Source organism: Amycolatopsis silviterrae, from assembly GCF_042684085.1.
In the GTDB taxonomy this organism is placed as follows: domain Bacteria; phylum Actinomycetota; class Actinomycetes; order Mycobacteriales; family Pseudonocardiaceae; genus Amycolatopsis; species Amycolatopsis silviterrae.
In genome coordinates this window covers 29776-48847 of sequence record NZ_JBHUKS010000036.1, presented here as the reverse complement: position 1 = coordinate 48847, position 19072 = coordinate 29776, and the positions used below count along the sequence as shown (strand labels likewise).

Below are 19072 nucleotides of genomic sequence, written 5' to 3'. Positions count from 1 at the left end.
TCTGATTCCCTCAAGGTGGCCCTCACGGCCGACGCGTCCGGCTCCAGCCGCCCGCGTCGGCCCCGACGCAGGCCAGCATGGTCCGCCAGCCGTGTCGGCCTGGGCGGACACGGCTCGGCGCACCCATAACGCCGCCTTAAGTCCCTGGAACTGGGAATCAGATCCCCTCGCGGACTTGAAGAAACGGGAATTCTGGTGAAAGGCTTCAGCGGTTTCGGACGTACCCCAGTCGCATCGACAACGCAGCCGCCGTCCCGGCCACCGTCGCGCCCAGTTCGTCCGCCCGCCGCATCACCCGCGGCGCGGGCCCGGCGACGCTGATCGCCGCGATCGGACGGCCCGAGTGGTCTCGCACGGCCGCCGCGACACAGCCGACGTCAGGCTCGTTTTCCAGGTCGTCCACGGCCCAGCCGCGCCGCCGCGTGCGCGCCAGCTCGTCCAGCAGCCGGACCGGGTCGTTGATGGTCTTCAGAGTGAGGCTGTCCAGCTTCATCCGGCGCACGCGCTCCACCCGATCGGCCTCCGGCAGCGCGGCGAGCCACGCCTTGCCCAGCGACGTCGCGTGCTGCGGCCGACGGGTGCCGAGGCGGCAGGCCAGCGTGACCGCGCTGGCGCTGCGTTCGGTGGCGACGTAGACCATCGCGTCGTTGTCCGGCACCGCGAGGTAGGTCGTCTCTCCGGACCGCTCGGCCAGCGCGGTGAGATACCGCGGCGCACAGCGGTGCAGATCGGTCGCCGCCATCGCGCGGGCGCCCAGTTCGACCAGCCGGGTGCCAAGGCGCACGCGTCCGGTGACGGTGTCCGCCTCCAGGTACTCCAGCCGCTTCAGCGTGCCGACGATCCGGTACGCCGCGCTGCGCGACAAACCCAGTTGCCTCGCGAGCGCGTTCGTGGAAATTTCCTGGTGCTGCCCGACGTGTTCGAGCACCGCGAGCCCACGCTCCAGGGTGCCGCTTTGGTCCAGCCCGCGTACTGCTGCGTCCACGTTCGCCCTCCGCCTGTCGCTCTGCGTTCCCGGTCACCGGTGCGTGGTGCCATCAAGCGGGGTTGGACGCTAACACCTCCGATGTATAGACGGAAGATCTTGACCGATCTCTGTCAGACGGCAAGGTCAAGGTTGCGCCGAATGGTTCAACCTCCGATCGGTAAGACTGCTTACAAAGGGTAACGGAGACTGGAGTCACCCTCTCAGGAAAATCACAGCGCTTGTGCCGCACGGTTTGCGTGATGTCCACACGTCTGCGCACCCGGGCGTCGGTCGCCGCCGGGCGGCTGACCGCGTGGTTTTCGCGTGCCTCCGGGCTGGGCCGCGGCGGGGTGATCGGCGGCCGGGTCACGCTGCGGCTCGACCCCAAGGCACTGCGCAGGCTCGGCCGCGAGCGCACGGTCGTGATCGTCACCGGCACGAACGGCAAGACCACCACGTCGCTGATGCTGACTCGCGCGCTCGAAGCGCTCGCCGAGGTCGCGCACAACGGCGACGGCGCGAACATGCCCGACGGTTTGGTGGCCGCGCTCGCCGCCCGCCCGGACGCGCCGTACGCGGTGCTGGAGGTGGACGAAACCTACGTTCCGTGGGTGGCCGAGCAGGTGCGGCCCGCCGCGCTCGTGCTGCTCAATCTCAGCCGGGACCAGCTCGATCGCGTCGGCGAGGTCCGGATGATGGAGCGCGACCTCCGCGCCGCGTTCGCCGGGCTGTCGCGCACCGTCGTGGTCGCGAACTGCGACGACGTCCTGGTCACGTCCGCGGCCTCGGCGGCGGCCCGGCCGGTGTGGGTCGGCACCGGACGGCGCTGGTCGGGCGATTCCGTCTCCTGCCCGCGCTGCGGCGGCGCGATCACCCACACCGATCGCGAATGGCGTTGCGCGATGTGCGCCTTCGCCCGTCCGGAGCCGGCCTGGACCCTCGACGGCGACCTGGTCACCACTCCCGGCGGCCGTCGGGTGGACCTCGACCTGCGGCTGCCCGGAGACGCGAACCGGGCCAACGCCGCGCTCGCGCTCGCCGCCGCGCACTGCGTCGGCGTGCCTCCGCACACCGCCGCGGCCCGGCTGCGCACGATCACCGACATCGGCGGGCGCTATCGCACGGTCCGCCGCACCCGGCATTCGGTGCGGCTCATGCTGGCCAAGAATCCGGCTGGCTGGGCGGAAACCCTGCGCGTGCTGGACGAGGACACCCCGGTCGTCGTCGCGGTCAACGCACACGAGGCGGACGGCCGTGACCTGTCGTGGCTCTGGGACGTGCACTTCGAGCGGTTGCGCGGCCGCCAGGTCGTGGTCGCCGGCGAGCGGTCGGCGGACCTCGCGGTGCGGCTTTGCTACGCCGAAGTGCCGCACTGGTCGGCACCGGACCCGGTCAGCGCGATCGACACGCTGCCGCCGGGCGGGGTCGAACTCGTCGCGAACTACACCGCCTTCCGCGACCTGGTCGACCGGTTGCCCAATGTCTGACTCGACCGTCGGCATCGGCCTCTTGCTGCCTGAAGTACTGGGGACGTACGGCGATTCCGGCAACGCGCAGGTGCTCTGCAAACGCTTGCAGTGGCGCGGTTACGACGCTGAGGTGGTGCCGGTCTCGCTCGACTCGGCGGTACCGTCCACTTTGGACCTCTACCTGCTCGGCGGCGGCGAGGACATGGCTCAGGTGCTCGCCGCGGACTTCCTGCGCAACGCGTCCGGGCTGCGGAGCGCGGCGGGCGCCGGACGGCCGGTGTTCGGGGTGTGCGCCGGCCTGCAGATCCTGGGGAAGCGCTTCCGCGGTGTTGACGGCGTCGACCACGCTGGGCTGGGGCTGCTCGACCTCGTCACCGGGCCGTCCGAACAGCGCGCGGTGGCCGAGCTGATTGTCGAACCGAACCTGCTTGAGACGCCGTTGACCGGCTTCGAGAACCACCAGGGCGTGACCGTGCTCGGTCCGGACAGCACGCCGCTGGGCCGCGTCTTGAGGGGCACCGGCAACGGCGATGGCACCGAGGGCGCGGTCACCGGCCATGTCCTGGGCACCTACCTCCACGGTCCGGCGTTGGCGCGTAATCCCGAGTTGGCTGACCTGCTGTTGTCGTGGGTGCTGGGCCATGCGCTGAAGCCGTTGGACCTGTCTGAGGTCGACACGCTGCGCTCGGAACGGCTGGCCGCGCGCCGCGCACGATGACGTCACTCTCTGCTCGTTACGCTGCGTACGTGAGACTTCTCGCTGCCGCAGGTGTCCGTATGCGGACAACCGGGGTTGCCGTGCTCGCGCTCGCGCTGGCCATCGCGACCGCGTGCGTCGTCGTGGTGCTTTTGCTGCAGCAGTCACTCGACCGAAGCGTCACCGAGAGCGCGCGAAGTACCGCGCGACAGGTTGCTGTCCAACTCGTGCGCGCGGGCGCGCGAGACCTGTCACCGAGCGACGTCGCGAGCACTGGTGACACCGAAGCCGTCACTCAAGTCCTCGGGCCGCGAAGCACGCCGATCGCGAGCGACCCGGCGATTGTCGGCCGTCCGGCTATCAGCGGCGCGCGCCCAGCTCCGGGGCAGGAGACCGTCGAAACGCTGCCTCTCGGCCTAGACGGCGACCCCAGCGACTACCGCTTGGTCTCGGAAGGCGTCAACGGCCCAGGCGGACCGTTCATCGTCATCTCCGCACGGTCGCTTGAGCCCGTCACCGAAGCCTCCGCCCGGCTTACGCTGTTGCTAGGGCTGATCTCGCTGCCGCTGCTCGGTATCGCCGGCTTCGCGGTGTACCGCTCGGTTGGGTCCGCGTTGCGACCAGTGGAGCGGATGCGGCGTACTGTCGCCGAGATCTCGACGCGAGACCTCGCCTTGCGCGTACCGCTGCCCCCTGGCGGCGACGAGGTGCACCGGCTCGCTGTCACGCTCAACGAGATGCTCGAACGGCTCGGGTCCGCGCAGGCCGCACAACGCCGCTTCGTCGCCGACGCGAGCCACGAGCTGCGCTCACCACTGTCGACCATCAGTACCGCGCTCGACGTTTCAAACCAGCACCCCGAGACCACCGACGAACTGGTGCCGGTGATCACCCGCGAGACCGCGCGGCTGCGAGAGCTGGTTGACGACCTCCTGATGCTCGCGCGCACCGACGACGCCACTGACCGGCCGGCGAGCACCGAAGTCGATCTGGACGACATCGTCCGCGCCGAAGCCGAACGCGTACGCGGCGAAGCGGCTGTAGAGATCGAAGTGCGTGCAGGACCGGCGAAGGTGCGTGGCAGCGAGGCACAGCTGCGTCGCGCCGTACGCAACCTCGTCGACAACGCGTGCGGCCACGCGCGCGAGCGGATTCGGATCGCGAGTTCGGTGCGGGATGAGATGGTCGTGGTGGAGGTGAGCGACGACGGTCCCGGCGTCGCCGAGGAGGACCGGGAGCGAGTGTTCGAACGGTTCGTGCGGCTGGACGCGTCACGACGGCGCGGCGGTACCGGACTGGGACTGTCGATCGTCGCCGGCATCGCGGCCCGGCACGGCGGCCGCGCGCGATATGTCGACGTCGCCGACCCGAGCTATCCGGGCGCGCATTTCGTGATCGAACTGCCGAGCATCGAATTGCCCCTGATCGAGGAGGACTGAGCATGCGGTTGCTGATCGTGGAGGACGAACTGGAGTTCGCCGAAACCCTTCGCCGCGGCCTGGTCGCCGAGGGGTTCACGGTGAACGTGGCGCACACCGGCCGGGACGGGTTGTGGTCGGCGATGGAACACGATTACGACGCCGTGGTGCTCGACATCATGCTGCCCGAGCTTTCCGGTTATGAAGTGCTGAAACGGTTGCGGGCCGCGGAGAATTGGACTCCGGTGCTGATGTTGACGGCCAAGGACGGCGAGTACGACGAGGCTGACGCGTTCGACCTCGGGGCGGATGATTATCTGTCGAAGCCGTTCTCGTTTGTTGTTTTGCTGGCCCGGCTGCGTGCGTTGCTGCGACGGGGCGCGCCGGCTCGTCCGGCGGTGCTGACCGCGGGTGACCTGCAGCTTGACCCGGCGGCGCGGACTGTCCACAGGGGAGAGACGCGGATCGAGTTGACCGCGCGCGAGTTCGGGTTGCTGGAGTTTTTGCTCCGGCGACAGGGGGCGGCGTTGACCAAGAACGAGATTCTTGGCCATGTTTGGGACGCGCATTACGAGGGGGACGAGAACGTGGTCGAGGTTTACGTGGGGTATTTGCGGCGGAAGATCGATGCGCCGTTCGGGACCCGGACGATCGAGACGGTGCGCGGGGTGGGATATCGGCTCGTCGGATGAGCGGGCGAGCTGCTGGATTTGCTGCCGGCAGCGTGTTCCTTGGTGCCGCAAGACGCGATCAACAGCATGCGGTCAAGGACACAGGCACCAGGGTTCAGTACGCGTGAGTTCGACGAGATCTTCGAACGGACTGTGCGAGGCTATCACCGTAGGCTGGCCGGGCTCGCGGTGGTGGAAAACGGTGTGATTGCCGACCGCGTGCTTCGGCCGTATTGGCTTGCCAACTGCTGGGGGGGGTGTTGCGGGATCAGGACATCGCCTTTATCGGCGTGCGCTGCCCACAGAGATTACGACCTCGAATGCGACACCTCAGCGCAGACCCCGCGAGAATGCGCGCAACTAATCGCGGACTTCATCACAAAACCAGGCCGTTCCCAAGCATTCCACCGGCTAAGCCACTGAAATCCCCGCCACCGCTCGAACCACAGCCGTGCATCGGTCCTCGACATACTCCAATCCGGCCTCCGACGCGATCCTCCGCGCCTCCGCCGACACAATTCCCTGCTGCAGCCACAACGCCTTAGCCCCGATCGCCACCGCCGAACGCGCGATGTCCGGAGCTTCGTCAGCCGGCCGGAAGACATCCACCAGGTCCACCGGTTCCGGAATATCCTCCAGCGACCGATACACCTTCTCCCCAAGCAACTCGGTCGCCGACGGGTGCACCGGGATGATCCGGAAACCGTGCGCCTGCAGCGAAGCCGGTACGCCGTGCGCGGCCTTGTCCGGGTCGCGGCTCAGTCCGACGACCGCGATCGTGCGCGCGTTAGCGAGAATCTCTTCAGGCTTCATACTCTCCTCAACACCCCAGCAAAGTCGGGGATTCCGTCACAAGCGCCACAGCCGCAGGCCGCGGACGCGGTAGACCGGCCACAGGACGTGCCACGGCGACCGGCGCAAGAACGCGGAACTGCACACCAGAACATTGCGGGCGACCGTGGACGCGACGTCGTGCCGGTCTGGCCACGCTTCGCCGCGGGCACCGAGGGCCAGGCGGAACACGGTGAGCAAACCGCGTCCCTGCACGTCGTAGCGGGCCCCGGTGTCGCCGGCATCGGGGACGAGGCGGGCGATCTCCACGCGAAAAGCGCCAGCGACCGGCGCGCCTGGTGGTACGTCGAACACGCTGCCCGCGATCACGCGGCCATGCAATCGGCGCGCGAAACGGGTGAGCAGGCGTCGTTCCCACCAGGGCAACAGGCGGCGATGAGCCAGCAGCGCGGCGCACTCGCGGTGGCCGATCGCGAACACCTCGGCGAGATCGTCGTAGCGGCTCACCACGGCCGGTTCCGCCAGGTGCAGGCGCACTTCGAAGCGGAGCTGCGCGATCAGTTCGTCGATCGCTTCCCGCCGGTCGAGCCGTGCCTTGTGCCGCGAAGCCGCCCAGTCGCCCATGGGCCCACACTCTGAACCCGGCAACGCACTGAGTCCAGAGGTTCAGCCGATCTTCGACCCGTACATCTCGCCGAGGTCGTCCGCGATCAGCTCGATCCGGGCGCCGTCAGGGTCGGCGAAGTAGATCGACGTGCCGCTTTCTTCCTGGTACTTCACCCCGGCGGCGTCGAGCCGGGAGCGCGCGCCCGCCCAGGCTTCCGGGGTGAGCGAGAGGGCCAGGTGGTGCAGCCCGCCGAGCACCTCCGCGTACGGGCCGAGGTCGAGGCCGGGCAGGTCGAAGAACGCGACCGCGTTGCCGTTGCCGACGTCGAAGAAGAAGTGGCTCGACCCGGGGTAGTCGCGGTTTTCGATCAGCTCGGTGAGCGGGAAGCCGAGAATGTCCTGGTAGAACGTGATAGTCCGCTCGACGTCGCTGGACAGCAGCGCCGTGTGGTGGATGCCGCGGCCCACCGTCGCCGGGCGTTCCGCGGCGGGGTGCAGGTGCCGGTCCCGCAGCTGGTCGCGGGTCTGCGCGAGCTGGGCGACTTCAGTCTCGGTGGGTGCCATCTCGGGTCACGTCCTCTCTGGGAGCCAACACGGAGAACCATACGCCGACAAACTCTCGCGCGCAAGAGATTAGCGAGCGAGAGAAGTGCGCCGTACCGGTGAATGGAACGGCCGGGTTGGCTGAGCGGACCCCGGTCAGGCAGAGTTCGGCCCGTGGAACCCGCTGAGCTGCAGGACGCCGTCGCGCTGCTGACGAGCGCGTACGAGCGCCACGAGCCGATCGATCCGCTCGTGAAGACCTTCCCCGACGCGACCATCGAAGACGCCTACCGCGTGCAGCAGGAGCAAGTCCGCGCGTGGGTGGCGGCGGGCGACGTGGTGCGCGGCCACAAGGTCGGCCTCGCCTCCGCCGCGATGCAGCGCCAGATGGGCGTGAACCAGCCCGACTTCGGGCACCTCACCAGCTCGATGTTCCTGCTCGAACACCAGCCGATCCCGACGACGCGGTTTCTGCAGCCGCGCATCGAACCGGAGATCGCGTTCGTGCTCGGCGCGCCGCTGCAAGGTCCGGGCGTCACTGTCGCCGACGCCGTCCGTGCGGTCGACTTCGTGCTGCCGTCCCTGGAGATCGTCGATTCCCGGGTCCGCGACTGGAAAATCTCGATCTTCGACACTGTCGCGGACAACGCGTCGTCCGGCGGCGTCATCCTCGGCAGCAGCCCGACCAACCTGCGCGACGTCGACCTGCGGCTCGCCGGCTGCACGCTGCACGTCAACGGTCAGCTCGCGGCCACCGGCGCGGGCGGCGCGGTGCTGGGTTCGCCGATCAACGCACTGGTGTGGCTGGCCAACACCGTCGGCCCGCTCGGCGTGACGCTGGAGCCCGGCCACGTTGTACTGCCCGGTTCGATGACCGCCGCGCAGACCGTCCGCCCTGGCGACACCGTCGTAGCGACGATGGCCGGCCTGGGCAGTGTGACCGCGGTGTTCGCGCCGGAGGAGGACAAGTGACGACCGATATCGCTGCCGCCGCGCAGGAATTGCTCGGCCGGACGGAAGAAAGCGCGCAGCTCACCGACACCTGGCCGGACCTTGATCTCGCCACTGCGTACGCGATCCAGGACGAAGCGTTGCGGCTGCGTCAGGAACGCGGCGAGACGCTGATCGGGGTGAAGCTCGGGCTCACGTCGCGCGCGAAGCAGCAGCGGATGGGCGTCGAAGAACCCCTGCTCGCCTGGCTGACCGACGCGATGGTGCTGCCCGCGGGCGCGCCGACCCCGCAGCTCATTCACCCGCGCGCGGAGCCGGAATTGGTCTTCGTGCTCGGCGAGCGGCTCGAAGGCCCGGGGGTCACCGCGGCTACCGCGCTCGCCGCGGTTTCCCAGGTATACGGCGGAATCGAGATCATCGACAGCCGGTACCGCGACTACCGTTTCACCCTGCCGGACGTCGTCGCGGACAACGGCTCGTCAGCGTTGTTCGGGCTCGGCTCGGTCGGCCGCCCACCGTCCTCTTTGGATCTTTCGCTGGAAGCCGCACTGCTCGAAGTGGACGGTCAGATCGTCGACACCGCGACCGGTGCCGCCGTGCAGGGCCACCCAGCCGAGGCGCTGGCGCTGGCGGCGAACTCCTTGGCCGCACGTGGATTGGCGCTCGAACCGGGCTGGCTCGTGCTGACCGGCGGGATGACCGACGCCGTCGAGCTGCGGCCCGGCTCGCGCGTCGCCGCGCACTTCTCGAACCTGGGCTCGGTGACGATCAGCGGGTAGCCAGCCGCTTGATCCCGCCGATCACGCGTGGCCACACCTCGCGCGGCAGATCGTGTCCCATGCCGGGCACGAGGTCGAGGTCCGCGCCCAGCGCACGGGCGGTCGCACGGCCGCCGGACACGTGCACGAGCGGGTCGGCCGTACCGTGAATCACCAAGGACGGCAAGGAAATCCGGCGCAGATCGGCGGTGCGGTCGCGGGAGGACAGGATCGCGGCGAGCTGCCGGAACACGCCCGCCGGGTTGAGGCCGCGGTCGTACGTGCGTTCCGCGCGCTGGCGGAAGTGGTCCTCGTCGAACGGGTATTCGCGTGAGCCGATCAGCCGTGAGGTGCGCACCAGCTGCGTCACGTAGTCCTCGCGCGTGCGCGGGCCAGGGGCCAGCATCGCGAGGGCGGCCCGCGGGCTGGGCAGGCCGACGTTCCGGGCACCGGTGGTCGACATGATCGAGGTCAGCGTCCGCACGCGCTGCGGATGCCGGATCGCGAACTCCTGCGCGATCATCCCGCCCATCGACGTGCCGACCACATGCGCGCGTTCGATGCCGAGGGCGTCGAGCAGCTTGCCCGCGTCGTCGGCCAGATCGCCGAGCGAGTACGGCGAGGACCGCAGGAAATACGCGAGCGGCAGGCTGGCCCGGCCGGTCCACCACTGCGAGCGCCCGACGTCGCGATTGTCGAAGCGGTGCACGTGGAAGCCGGCCTCGGCCAGCTGGACGCAGAACTCGTCGTCCCACCAGATCATCGGCGCGGCCAGTCCCATCACCAGCAGCAACGGCGGTGCGGACGGATCGCCGAACGATTCGTGGCACAGGGTGATGCCGTCGGCCTCGATGGTCTGCTCGGTCATGGCTCCAGTTTCGCCGAAAAGCCGTTGTCCGGTGCGGCGGACCCCGGGTTGGCTGGCTGTCTAAGAGAAAGGAAGCCGATGCCTGATCTCGTCATTCGCCCGCTCGTTCCGGGCGAGGAACACCTCTTTGCCGCATTGCCGACCACCGGTGCGGCCGGCCGGGCCTTGCTCGGCGAAGAGCCTGCGGGGTATCGCCCGGAGCTGATGTGGGTGGCCCTGCGCGAGGGCACGGTCGTCGCGCGGGCAGCCTGGTGGGCGGGCCCGGAGGATGAGACCCCGGTGGCGCTGGACTGGTTCGACTTCACCGACTTCGACGCGGCCGTGGCGCTGTTGCGGACCGTGCCGTGGCGGGCGGAGTACTCGCTCCACGCGCCGCCGGGCTGGCGCGCCGATCCGGCCGCGGCCCGCGAGGTCCAGACAAGATTAGACGCGGCCGAGGCGGCTGGGCTCGAACTGCTCGTGGAGCGCTACCGCTACGAGTGGACTCCGGAGTGTGGCCTCCCGTCGCGTCCGGGACGGCTCGCATTCCGGCCGGAACCCGACGACGCACGCATCCTTGACGTCTTCCGTGAGATCCACCAGGACAGTCTTGACGCGCATGCCCGCCGGGCGACGGCGGAGCGTGGGCTCGACGTCGCCGCGCAGGAAGACCTCGACCTCCTGCGCAGCCTCCCGAGCCCGCGCGAGTGGTGGCGGCTCGCGTACACGAGCGAAGGTGCGCTGGCCGGACTGGTCGTGCCAGCCCGGAATTCGGCTTCCCCGATCGTCGCTTATGTCGCCGTTCTCCCAGCTCATCGCGGCCGTGGCTACTCCTACGACCTGCTCGTGGAAGCGACACACGACCTCGTCGCCGAGGGTGCGGAGAAGATCGTCGCCGCCACTGACCGGACGAACTTCCCGATGGCGAGGGCTTTCGCGAAAGCGGGCTACGCCGTGACCCAGCACCGGATCGATCTGGTCTGACGGCTGGCCCCGGGGTACTCTCCCGCTAGAGCGATCTATCAAATCGCAAGGGGGCGAGCAGTATGGACGTTCTGCGCGAAAAGGGACTCGGCCTGCTGCGGGTGATTCTGGCGTTCACCCTGGTCAGCACGGTCCTGCACTACACCCACAACGTCGTGCGCGCGGCAGACTACCCGCAGATTCCGGGCATCAGCGTGCTGGTCGCGCAGATCGTGGTGGCCGTGAGCTGGGTGGTCTTCACGGTGTGCGGCGTGCTCGGCTATCGCGCCTATCTGGGCGGCCGGTACTGGCGATCGCTGGCGTTCCTGCTGGTCTACTCGCTGTCCGGACTGGCGAGCGCGGGGCACTTCCTGGTCGGCGTGCCGCAGGTCCCGGCGTTCTGGTTCGCGACGATCTTCACCGACACGTTGGCGGCCGTGGCGCTGTGGGTATTCCTGTGCTGGGCGGCGATGCGGCTCAACCGGGTGAGTGTCGCCGGGTAAATGTCTACACAACATTGACGTTCGTTGAAAGCATGTAGACAATCGAGGACGTGACCACCACCACACCTGTCACATTCGAGCGGCATCCGGACACTTACCGGCACTGGCGGCTGACCGTCGAGGGCGAGGTCGCCTGGCTGGAGATGGACGTCGACGAGCAAGGCGGCCTCGTGCCCGGGTACGAGCTGAAGCTGAACTCGTACGACCTCGGCGTCGACATCGAGTTCTACGACGCCACCCAGCGGCTGCGGTTCGAGCATCCGCAGGTGCGCGCGGTGATCGTGACGAGCGCCAAGGACAAGGTGTTCTGCGCCGGGGCCAACATCCGGATGCTCGCCGCGTCGCCGCACGAGTGGAAGGTGAACTTTTGCAAGTTCACCAACGAAACCCGCAATGGCATCGAGGACGCCACCGAGTTCTCCGGTCAGACCTACGTCGCGGCGGTGAACGGCAGCTGTGCCGGCGGTGGCTACGAAATCGCGCTGGCCTGCGAAAAGATCCTGCTGGTCGACGACAACTCGTCCACCGTCGCGTTGCCGGAGGTGCCGCTGCTCGGCGTGCTGCCCGGCACCGGCGGGCTCACCCGGGTGGTCGACAAACGACGGGTCCGCCGGGACCTCGCGGACGTGTTCGCGACCCGGCCGGACGGGGTCAAGGGCCGGACCGCGGTCGACTGGCGGCTGGTGGACGAGCTGGTGCCGCGCGTCGGGTTCCGCGAAAAAGTGCTGTCGCGGGCGCACGAGCTGGCCGCCGAATCCGACCGGCTGCCCGCTGAGCAGGGGATCGAGCTGGTGCCGCTGGAGCCGTCGGTGACCGACGACGGGATCGAGTACCGGCACGTTCGCGTCGCCTATGACCGGCCGAACTCGCTGGTCACGCTCACTGTGCTCGGTCCTTCCGATGAACCGCAGCTCGACGGCTGGCTGTTGCGGCTGACTCGCGAACTGGACGACGCGATCCTGCGGCTGCGCACGAACGAACCGGATCTCGGCACCTGGGTGCTGCGCACCGAAGGCGATCCGGAGGCGGTGCTCGCGCACGAGGAGGTCGTGCTCAGCGGAAAAGACTGGCTGAGCAACGAAATCCTGCACTACTACAAGCGCACGCTGAAGCGGCTGGACGTCACCAGCCGTACCTTGATCGCGTTGATCGAACCGGGCAGCTGCTTCGCGGGCTCCCTGCTGGAGCTGGCCTTCGCCGCGGATCGGCAGTATCTGCTGGACGGGCCGCCGATTGATGACGAGGACGCGCCGGAACGCGCGGCGATCACCTTGTCCGAAGCCAACTTCGGCGTCTTCCCGATGGGCAACGGACTGTCCCGGCTGGAGTCCCGGTTCTACGGCGACGACGACCACCTGACCTGGCTGGCGCGCGAACGCGACCGTCCGCTGAGCGCCGCCGAGGCCGTCGAACTCGGCCTGGTCACCGACGCGCCGGACGACCTCGACTGGGAGGACGAGATCCGGATCGCGCTGGAAGGCCGCGCCTCGCTGTCGCCGGACGCGCTCACCGGGATGGAGGCGAACCACCGGTTCGTCGGCCCGGAAACGCTCGAAACCAAGATCTTCGGGCGGCTGACCGCCTGGCAGAACTGGATCTTCACCCGACCGAACGCCTCCGGCCCCGACGGTGCGCTGCGGCGCTACGGCACCGGGCAGAAGGCGGTCTTCGACAGGAAGCGGGTCTGAACCGATGCCCGAAAAGATCGACTACGACGCGAAAATCCCGAACAACGTCCACCTCGCCGACGATCGCAGGCTGCAGCGGGCGCTGGAGGGCTGGCAGCCGAAGTTCATGAACTGGTGGGGCGAGATGGGTCCCACGCTGGAGACCGAGGGCGTGTACCTGCGCACTGCGGTGAGCGTCGGCCGCGACGGCTGGGCGCACTTCGACCACGTCAACGTGCCGGATTACCGCTGGGGCATCTTCCTCGCCGAGCGGGAACCGGACCGGCGGATCGCGTTCGGCGAGCACGCCGGCGAGCCGGTGTGGCAGCAGGTGCCCGGTGAATATCGCGCTGACCTGCAGCGGCTGATCGTGATCCAGGGCGACACCGAACCGGCGTCGGTCGAGCAGCAGCGGTTGCTCGGGCTCACCGCGCCCTCGCTGTACGACCTGCGCAATCTCTTCCAGGTGAACGTGGAGGAGGGGCGGCATCTGTGGGCGATGGTGTACCTGCTGCACGCGTACTTCGGCCGCGAAGGCCGGGACGAGGCCGAGGGCCTGCTGCTGCGCAACTCCGGCAGCCCGGACGCGCCGCGCATCCTCGGCGCGTTCAACGAGGAAACGGCCGACTGGCTCGCGTTCTACATGTTTACCTACTTCACCGACCGGGATGGGAAATACCAGCTCGGCACGCTGAAGGAAAGCTCGTTCGACCCGTTGTCGCGCACCTGCGAGTTCATGCTCAAGGAGGAGGCGCACCACATGATGGTGGGCACCACCGGCGTCGACCGCGTGGTGCTGCGCAGCGCCGAACTCATCCGCGAGCACGACACGTACGACATCGCCTCGCACGGCGGCATCCCGCTCGACCTGATCCAGCGGTACCTGAACTTCCACTACACCGTGTCGCTCGATCTGTTCGGCAGCGAGACGTCCACGAACGCGGCGAACTACTACACCGCCGGGCTCAAGGGCCGCTGGCAGGAGACGCGGCGCAAGGACGACCACAAGCTCACCGACGATGCCCGGCTGCTCGACCGGCCGTGCGCCGACGGCACCTGGACGTCCGAGGAACTGCAGGCCATCCTGCTGCTGAACCTCGACCTGCGCGGCGAGTACACCGCGGATTGCCAGACCGGGGTGAACCGGTGGAACAAGATCCTCGGCGACGCGGGGATCGACTTCCGGTTCGCGTTGCCGCACCCTGGTTTCAACCGCGAGGTGGGCATAAACTCCGGCCACCACGTTACTCCGGACGGCAGCATCGTCGACGAGGCGACGTGGGAGGCAGCGCGGCACAAGTGGCTGCCGTCGGCCGAGGACCTGACGTTCGTCCGGTCGCTCATGCACCCGGTGTACGAGCGCGGGAAGATCGCCAGCTGGGTCGCGCCGCCGAGGCAGGGCATCAACGGAAAACCTTTCGACTACGAGTACGTGTACCTCACCTGAGGGGGCACCGATGACGGTTCCCGCGAACTTCAACGCCGCGGAGTACCTGCTCGGCCGCGGCCGTCCGGACGCGCTCGCGGTCGTCTCGCCGCGGCGCACGCTCAGCTACGGCGAACTCGCCGCCGAGACCCACCGGGTCGCCTCCGGACTGCGCGCGCTCGGCGTGCGCCCGGAGGAGCGGGTGATGTTCTGCATGGTCGACGACGTCGAACTGCTGAGCGGGATCCTCGGCGCGATGCTGATCGGCGCGGTCGCGGTTCCGGTGTCCACTATGGTCACCGGGCTGGAGCTGGGCCAGGTGCTCGCCGATTCGCGGGCGCGGGTGCTGTGCGTGTCCGGGGAATTCTCCGCGCAGGCGGTCGCCGCGCTGACCGGTGCGCCCGAGGTGACCGACGTCGTGCTCGACCGGGCGGACCCGGCGGAATTCCCGGCCGGGGTGCGGGCACATCGGTGGCCGCTGACCGCGTCCGACATTCCGGAACCCGCGCCCACCTGGGAGGATTCTCCCGCGCTGTGGCTGTATACCTCGGGTACGACGGGACAGCCGAAGGGCGCGATGCACCGGCACGGGAGCATTCGCGCGGTGTGCTCGACCTACGCGTCGCAGGTGCTCGGCGTCACCGCCGCGGACCGGTTCCTGTCCGTGCCGAAGCTGTTTTTCGCTTACGGGCTGGGGAATTCGGCGTTCTTCCCGCTCTCATGTGGAGGGACGACGCTGCTGGAACCGGCGCGTCCGACGCCGGGGATCATCGCCGCGCGGGCGCGGGCGGACCGGCCGACGTTGTTCTTCGGAGTGCCGACGTTCTACGCGGCGCTGCTGGCCAGTGACATTCCGGACGACTCGTTTTCCTCGGTGCGGTACGCGGTTTCGGCTGGCGAGCCGTTGCCGTCGGCGCTGCTGACGCGGTTCCGCTCGCGGTTCGGGGTGGACATCCTGGACGGGATCGGGTCGACCGAGGCGTTGCACATCTTCCTGTCCAACCAGCCGGGCTCGGTGCGGCCGGGCAGCACCGGGGTGGCGGTGCCGGGGTATTCCGTCGAGATCCGCGACGAACAGGGCGCGGTGATTTCGGAGCCGGACCGGGCTGGCGAGCTGTTCGTGTCGGGGCCGTCCATCGCGACCGGGTACTGGGCGCGATACGAGACTACGAAACAGGTTTTCCAGGGTTCGTGGCTGCGCACCGGGGACAGCTATGTGCGCAATGCCGATGGCACCTACACGTGCCTCGGCCGGTTCGGCGACATGCTGAAGGCGGGCGGGATCTGGGTGTCACCGTCCGAAGTGGAGGAACGGCTGCTGCAGCATCCGGCGGTGGCCGAGGTGGCGGTGGTCGCCGCGCCGGACGAGGACGGATTGGACAAGCCGGTGGCGTGCGTCGTCGCCGCGCCTTCGGCCACTGTGGACGCGGAGGAGCTGATCGAATTCTGCCGCGAGAGCCTGGCGTCGTTCAAACGGCCGCGCGGCGTGGTGGAGATGGCCGAACTGCCGAAGACGGCGACCGGGAAGATCCGGCGGAACGTGATCCGCGAAATGGTGCGCGAGTCGCTGCTCGTGCCGCAGCCGCAACCGTGATCGACTGGCCGGCATGATCGACGAGCACTTCGTGGTGGACGCCCACGTGCACACCCCGCGGCTGCCCACGCTCAAGCCCGCGTGGCTGGACTGGGCGCGCGACTTCGCCGGCGAATACCCGTGGCGCACGGTCTACGACGCGGACGGCGCCGTGATCCCCGCCGCGATGGATGACCTCATGGCGCGCGAGGGTGTCGACCGGGTGCTGTTGTTTTGCGAATACAGTCCGCGGGCTACCGGTATCCAGGCGATTGAAGACAATCTGCCGTTGGTCTCCTGCAACCCGGAGCGGTTTCGGTTGGTGGCCAACGTGAACCCGCACCTGCACCATCCATTGACCGACGAGGTGGAACGGCAGCTCGCACTGGGTGCCGTGGCGTTGAAGATCCATCCGGTACACGGCGCGTTTTCCCCGGCGGACAAAGAGCTGTACCCGGTTTACGCCCTGTGCGCGGAGCGCGAGATTCCGGTGATCCTCCACTCTGGACTGTCGGTTTTCCCTGGCTCTCGCGCGAGTTACGGGGATCCGTCGCTGCTGTCCGATGTGGTCGAAGACTTCCCGTCGGTGAATTTCGTTTTCGCGCACGGCGGCCGCGGCTGGTGGTACGACGTGGCGGCGTTCATGGCCCAGGCGAGGCCGAACGTGTGGCTCGACCTCGCCGGACTGCCGCCGAAAAAACTGCCGGAATACTACGCGCGGTTCGATCTCGTGCGGTTGGCGCGGAAGTGGATCTTCGGCACCGACTGGCCCGGGGTGCCCGGTACCGCCACGAATGTCCGCGCGGTCGCCGATCTAGGCCTGCCCGCGGACGTCCTGGAGGGCGTCCTGTCCGGGAACGCGCTACGGCTGATGCCCGGCTTGCGCTGAGCTACTTCCGCCAGAACAGGTGATGCACGACCCCGCTGGAGCTGGGAACCTTTTCCAGGTGATAGCGGTCGGTCAACTCCTCCGGGCTTTCCCAAAGCCGTTCCCCGGCACCGAATTCGACCGGCGCGACGGCGATGTGCAGCATGTCGATGAGACCGGCGTCGACGAACTGGCGCACCGTGTTGACGCCGCCGCCAATCCGCACATCCTTGTCACCGGCGGCTTTCTTCGCCTGTGCGAGTGCTTCCTCGGGAGTCGCGTTGAGGAAGTGGAAGGTCGTTTCGCCCAAGGTGATCGAGGGACGTTCGTGGTGGGTGAGGACGAAGACCGGGGTGCGGAACGGCGGCTCGTCGCCCCACCAGCCCTGCCAGTCGTGGTTCTCCCACGGGCCGCGGTACGGGCCGAACTTGTTGCGCCCCATGATTTCCGCGCCGACGTTGCCGCTGCGGTGCATGTCGCGGGTGAAGTAGTCGTCGAGCCCGCGGGTGCCGCCGGGTTCGCTGCGCATGGGCCAGCTGGCGGTGGCCCCGGCCCACGAGAAGAGCGGCGCCGGATCGGGGTGGCCGAGCGGCTGCTCGAAAGTCTGGTCCGGACCGGCCCCGAAGCCGTCGGCGGAAACGTTGAAACACTGGACGCGCACCAGCATGGCTAGCTCCCTGCTTGTCTTTTGCAAGCACTATGCCGGAGGTGCTGGTAAAGTGCAAGTGGTTAGAGGAGGTGTGCGATGCCGGACGGCCCGCGCTCGGGATGCCCGATCAACGCCGCGATCGAGGTGGTCGGCGACCGCTGGAGCCTGCTGGTCCTGCGCGACGTGATGTTCGGCGACCGGCGGCATTTCCGGCAATTGCAGTCGCAGTCGGAGGAAGGAATCGCGTCGAATATCCTAGCCGACCGATTGCGCACCTTAACTGAAGCGGGATTGCTTACTCGCGATTCGGCCGGTCGCGGACAACGCGCGACGTACAGTTTGACGGAAGCCGCGATTCAGTTAGTGCCGGTTTTAGTGCACCTGGCAAGCTGGGGTTTGCGGCATCGCCCGACGACGCCGGAATTGCGCGTTCGGGCGGAACTGCTGGAAGCCGGCGGACCGCCGCTGTGGGAGGAATTCATGGCGGAACTCCGGGAACGGCACCTGGGGATTCCCCGGCCGTCCGGTGATGGCCCGACCGCGACGGAACGTCTGGCGGCGGCCTACGCGGAGGCGGTCGCCCGGGGCTGAGGCGCTTGTCCCGCCCTGGATACCTGCCGGAGAAGTTGATCACTCGATTCGGCATTCGCCCTGTTGACGCGGATCCTCCGGGATGTCCGGACCGTCAGCCCTTCCCGACTGAGGAAGGGAGCCGGGAATGCCGGACGAGGACGAGGTGCGCCGTTTGTCGACGAGAATGAACCGGATAGTCGGCGCGAATCCGGGCCTTCGCGGCGACGCGGACGACGCCTGTCAAACGGCCTGGCTGGAATTCCTGCTCCGCCCGCCGACCTTGCGAGACGCGAACGCTTTGGCTGGCTGGCTGACGACCGTCGCGCGGAGAAATGCGCTCCGGGCGGCGGAAAAGCGTTCCCGGGTGACGTTTGTCGATGATTCGCAGCTGGAGACGCACACGGCGGTGGACTCCCCGGAGGCGGCGGCGCTGTCCGGCGAGTTGGCGGCGGCGCTGTGGCGGGCGGTGGAGAAGTTCCCGGAACGGCATCGGCGGATGATGCTGCTGCTGGCGCATTATCCGGAGCTGGGGCATGCCCAGCTGGCCGCTGAGCTGGGCATCTCGCCGGCGAGCGTGAGCCGGATCCGGCAGCGCTGCCTGACGGTGCTGCGGCGTCGGCTGGAGGCGGAGGGGTTCAGTTATCCATGACCGGGGTGGCCGACTGACTGTGGGCGGCTGTTCGATCTGGCTGATGGGACTGGCAGCTGCCCGCGGTCCGCTGGACAGCCCCGGCAACGTCGTTGACCTGTGGCTTCTCGGCCCATCCACAACCTGCGTTTCCTGTGGGCAGCCAGGCTCGGGCAGCCTCGATCGTCGGACCACGCCGATAGACTGGGCTGGGGCCGCCCCCCGGAGGAGGGTGGGGGTCCAGCCGGGGGCTTAAGCCGGGCGGCCTCAGCCTGCCGACTATCCACAAAGGACACCCGCGTCGACGAAATGTCCGATCGATGCGAATACGTCCGTTTCTTTAAGTCTGTGAAGGACTCCTTGAGGGAATCTGATTCCCTCAAGGAGTCCTTCACGGACGACGCGCCCAGCTGCCGCCGCCCGCGCGGGCCCCGAAGCAAGTCAACCCGGTCCGCCGGTCGCTTCGGCCTGGACGGACACGCCTCAACGGCACTCGTAACGCC

General features: G+C 68.4%; 20 protein-coding genes. 14 read left to right on the top strand and 6 right to left on the bottom strand.

The annotated features are described in order from the left end of the window. Positions 1–205: 205 nt before the first annotated feature. Positions 206–985, bottom strand: coding sequence for an IclR family transcriptional regulator (locus ACFSVL_RS42895; protein WP_378313316.1), 780 nt, complete (start codon positions 983–985; stop codon positions 206–208). A gap of 242 nt (positions 986–1227) precedes the next feature. Between ACFSVL_RS42895 and ACFSVL_RS42890 the strand changes: the two genes are divergently transcribed. From ACFSVL_RS42890 to ACFSVL_RS42875, 4 genes are read left to right on the top strand one after another with little or no spacing between them, the layout of a single operon-like run. Next, the gene (locus tag ACFSVL_RS42890) at positions 1228–2454 is read left to right on the top strand and encodes a MurT ligase domain-containing protein (RefSeq protein WP_378313314.1); all 1227 of its coding nucleotides are present in this window, start codon (positions 1228–1230) and stop codon (positions 2452–2454) included. Further along, positions 2447–3154 carry a type 1 glutamine amidotransferase gene (locus ACFSVL_RS42885; protein WP_378313312.1) on the top strand — a complete coding sequence of 236 codons (708 nt, stop codon included), beginning with the start codon at positions 2447–2449 and terminating at the stop codon, positions 3152–3154. Before ACFSVL_RS42890 ends, ACFSVL_RS42885 begins: the two co-directional genes overlap by 8 nt. Positions 3155–3213: 59 nt before the next feature. After that, complete coding sequence (locus tag ACFSVL_RS42880) at positions 3214–4572, top strand: HAMP domain-containing sensor histidine kinase (protein WP_378313310.1); 1359 nt, start codon at positions 3214–3216, stop codon at positions 4570–4572. A 2-nt stretch (positions 4573–4574) separates the two neighbouring features. Next, the gene (locus ACFSVL_RS42875) at positions 4575–5243 is read left to right on the top strand and encodes a response regulator transcription factor (RefSeq protein WP_009084133.1); all 669 of its coding nucleotides are present in this window, start codon (positions 4575–4577) and stop codon (positions 5241–5243) included. A 390-nt stretch (positions 5244–5633) separates the two neighbouring features. Here ACFSVL_RS42875 and ACFSVL_RS42870 read toward each other — a convergent pair whose 3' ends face one another. The 3 genes from ACFSVL_RS42870 to ACFSVL_RS42860 are packed head-to-tail and all read right to left on the bottom strand — an operon-like array spanning position 5634 to position 7184. Continuing rightward, the gene (locus tag ACFSVL_RS42870; protein ID WP_378313307.1) at positions 5634–6035 is read right to left on the bottom strand and encodes a CoA-binding protein; all 402 of its coding nucleotides are present in this window, start codon (positions 6033–6035) and stop codon (positions 5634–5636) included. Positions 6036–6071: 36 nt separating this feature from the next. Next, the gene (locus tag ACFSVL_RS42865; RefSeq protein ID WP_378313305.1) at positions 6072–6638 is read right to left on the bottom strand and encodes a hypothetical protein; all 567 of its coding nucleotides are present in this window, start codon (positions 6636–6638) and stop codon (positions 6072–6074) included. A gap of 42 nt (positions 6639–6680) precedes the next feature. After that, a complete protein-coding gene (locus ACFSVL_RS42860) occupies positions 6681–7184 on the bottom strand; it encodes a VOC family protein (RefSeq protein ID WP_378313303.1) in 504 nt (167 codons plus the stop codon). 153 nt (positions 7185–7337) lie between these two features. On the opposite strand from ACFSVL_RS42860, the gene ACFSVL_RS42855 reads away from it, so the two are divergent. Next, positions 7338–8135 carry a 2-keto-4-pentenoate hydratase gene (locus tag ACFSVL_RS42855; RefSeq protein ID WP_378313301.1) on the top strand — a complete coding sequence of 266 codons (798 nt, stop codon included), beginning with the start codon at positions 7338–7340 and terminating at the stop codon, positions 8133–8135. Then, positions 8132–8893, top strand: coding sequence for a 2-keto-4-pentenoate hydratase (locus ACFSVL_RS42850; RefSeq protein ID WP_378313299.1), 762 nt, complete (start codon positions 8132–8134; stop codon positions 8891–8893). Before ACFSVL_RS42855 ends, ACFSVL_RS42850 begins: the two co-directional genes overlap by 4 nt. Here ACFSVL_RS42850 and ACFSVL_RS42845 read toward each other — a convergent pair. Further along, positions 8883–9740 carry an alpha/beta fold hydrolase gene (locus tag ACFSVL_RS42845; RefSeq protein WP_378313298.1) on the bottom strand — a complete coding sequence of 286 codons (858 nt, stop codon included), beginning with the start codon at positions 9738–9740 and terminating at the stop codon, positions 8883–8885. The genes ACFSVL_RS42850 and ACFSVL_RS42845 overlap by 11 nt on opposite strands. 78 nt (positions 9741–9818) lie before the next feature. Between ACFSVL_RS42845 and ACFSVL_RS42840 the strand changes: the two genes are divergently transcribed. The 6 genes from ACFSVL_RS42840 to ACFSVL_RS42815 all read left to right on the top strand — a co-directional run bounded on the left by ACFSVL_RS42840 (position 9819) and on the right by ACFSVL_RS42815 (position 16740). After that, positions 9819–10703 (top strand): GNAT family N-acetyltransferase, encoded by an 885-nt coding sequence (locus ACFSVL_RS42840; RefSeq protein WP_378313296.1) that lies wholly within the window; start codon positions 9819–9821, stop codon positions 10701–10703. Between the two features lie 62 nt (positions 10704–10765). Next, entirely contained in the window at positions 10766–11185 is a 420-nt protein-coding gene (locus tag ACFSVL_RS42835) for a hypothetical protein (protein ID WP_378313294.1), read from the top strand. Between the two features lie 50 nt (positions 11186–11235). Next, the gene (gene boxC / locus ACFSVL_RS42830; protein WP_378313292.1) at positions 11236–12873 is read left to right on the top strand and encodes a 2,3-epoxybenzoyl-CoA dihydrolase; all 1638 of its coding nucleotides are present in this window, start codon (positions 11236–11238) and stop codon (positions 12871–12873) included. A 4-nt stretch (positions 12874–12877) separates the two neighbouring features. Continuing rightward, positions 12878–14299 carry a benzoyl-CoA 2,3-epoxidase subunit BoxB gene (gene boxB, locus ACFSVL_RS42825; RefSeq protein WP_378313290.1) on the top strand — a complete coding sequence of 474 codons (1422 nt, stop codon included), beginning with the start codon at positions 12878–12880 and terminating at the stop codon, positions 14297–14299. Between the two features lie 10 nt (positions 14300–14309). Next, a complete protein-coding gene (locus tag ACFSVL_RS42820) occupies positions 14310–15872 on the top strand; it encodes a benzoate-CoA ligase family protein (protein WP_378313288.1) in 1563 nt (520 codons plus the stop codon). 13 nt (positions 15873–15885) lie between these two features. Continuing rightward, a complete protein-coding gene (locus tag ACFSVL_RS42815; protein ID WP_378313286.1) occupies positions 15886–16740 on the top strand; it encodes an amidohydrolase family protein in 855 nt (284 codons plus the stop codon). Between the two features lies 1 nt (position 16741). Here the strand turns inward: ACFSVL_RS42815 and ACFSVL_RS42810 are convergent, their stop codons facing one another. Next, positions 16742–17386 (bottom strand): dihydrofolate reductase family protein, encoded by a 645-nt coding sequence (locus ACFSVL_RS42810; protein ID WP_378313284.1) that lies wholly within the window; start codon positions 17384–17386, stop codon positions 16742–16744. A 78-nt stretch (positions 17387–17464) separates the two neighbouring features. Here ACFSVL_RS42810 and ACFSVL_RS42805 point away from each other — a divergent pair, with 78 nt between their 5' ends. Then, complete coding sequence (locus ACFSVL_RS42805; RefSeq protein ID WP_378313282.1) at positions 17465–17959, top strand: winged helix-turn-helix transcriptional regulator; 495 nt, start codon at positions 17465–17467, stop codon at positions 17957–17959. A gap of 127 nt (positions 17960–18086) precedes the next feature. Then, on the top strand, positions 18087–18590 hold the full coding sequence (locus ACFSVL_RS42800; RefSeq protein ID WP_378313280.1) for an RNA polymerase sigma factor: 504 nt from the start codon (positions 18087–18089) through the stop codon (positions 18588–18590). The last annotated feature ends 482 nt before the right edge of the window (positions 18591–19072 follow it).

Coding starts and splice junctions, on each gene's coding strand:
- ACFSVL_RS42845 (WP_378313298.1), bottom strand. CDS start 9,740: ATGACCGAGCAGACCATCGAGGCCGACGGCATCACCCTGTGCCACGAA.
- boxB (WP_378313290.1), top strand. CDS start 12,878: ATGCCCGAAAAGATCGACTACGACGCGAAAATCCCGAACAACGTCCAC.
- ACFSVL_RS42890 (WP_378313314.1), top strand. CDS start 1,228: ATGTCCACACGTCTGCGCACCCGGGCGTCGGTCGCCGCCGGGCGGCTG.
- ACFSVL_RS42860 (WP_378313303.1), bottom strand. CDS start 7,184: ATGGCACCCACCGAGACTGAAGTCGCCCAGCTCGCGCAGACCCGCGAC.
- ACFSVL_RS42865 (WP_378313305.1), bottom strand. CDS start 6,638: ATGGGCGACTGGGCGGCTTCGCGGCACAAGGCACGGCTCGACCGGCGG.
- ACFSVL_RS42835 (WP_378313294.1), top strand. CDS start 10,766: ATGGACGTTCTGCGCGAAAAGGGACTCGGCCTGCTGCGGGTGATTCTG.
- ACFSVL_RS42875 (WP_009084133.1), top strand. CDS start 4,575: ATGCGGTTGCTGATCGTGGAGGACGAACTGGAGTTCGCCGAAACCCTT.
- ACFSVL_RS42880 (WP_378313310.1), top strand. CDS start 3,214: ATGCGGACAACCGGGGTTGCCGTGCTCGCGCTCGCGCTGGCCATCGCG.
- ACFSVL_RS42815 (WP_378313286.1), top strand. CDS start 15,886: ATGATCGACGAGCACTTCGTGGTGGACGCCCACGTGCACACCCCGCGG.
- ACFSVL_RS42820 (WP_378313288.1), top strand. CDS start 14,310: ATGACGGTTCCCGCGAACTTCAACGCCGCGGAGTACCTGCTCGGCCGC.
- ACFSVL_RS42870 (WP_378313307.1), bottom strand. CDS start 6,035: ATGAAGCCTGAAGAGATTCTCGCTAACGCGCGCACGATCGCGGTCGTC.
- ACFSVL_RS42805 (WP_378313282.1), top strand. CDS start 17,465: ATGCCGGACGGCCCGCGCTCGGGATGCCCGATCAACGCCGCGATCGAG.
- ACFSVL_RS42800 (WP_378313280.1), top strand. CDS start 18,087: ATGCCGGACGAGGACGAGGTGCGCCGTTTGTCGACGAGAATGAACCGG.
- ACFSVL_RS42810 (WP_378313284.1), bottom strand. CDS start 17,386: ATGCTGGTGCGCGTCCAGTGTTTCAACGTTTCCGCCGACGGCTTCGGG.
- ACFSVL_RS42885 (WP_378313312.1), top strand. CDS start 2,447: ATGTCTGACTCGACCGTCGGCATCGGCCTCTTGCTGCCTGAAGTACTG.
- ACFSVL_RS42840 (WP_378313296.1), top strand. CDS start 9,819: ATGCCTGATCTCGTCATTCGCCCGCTCGTTCCGGGCGAGGAACACCTC.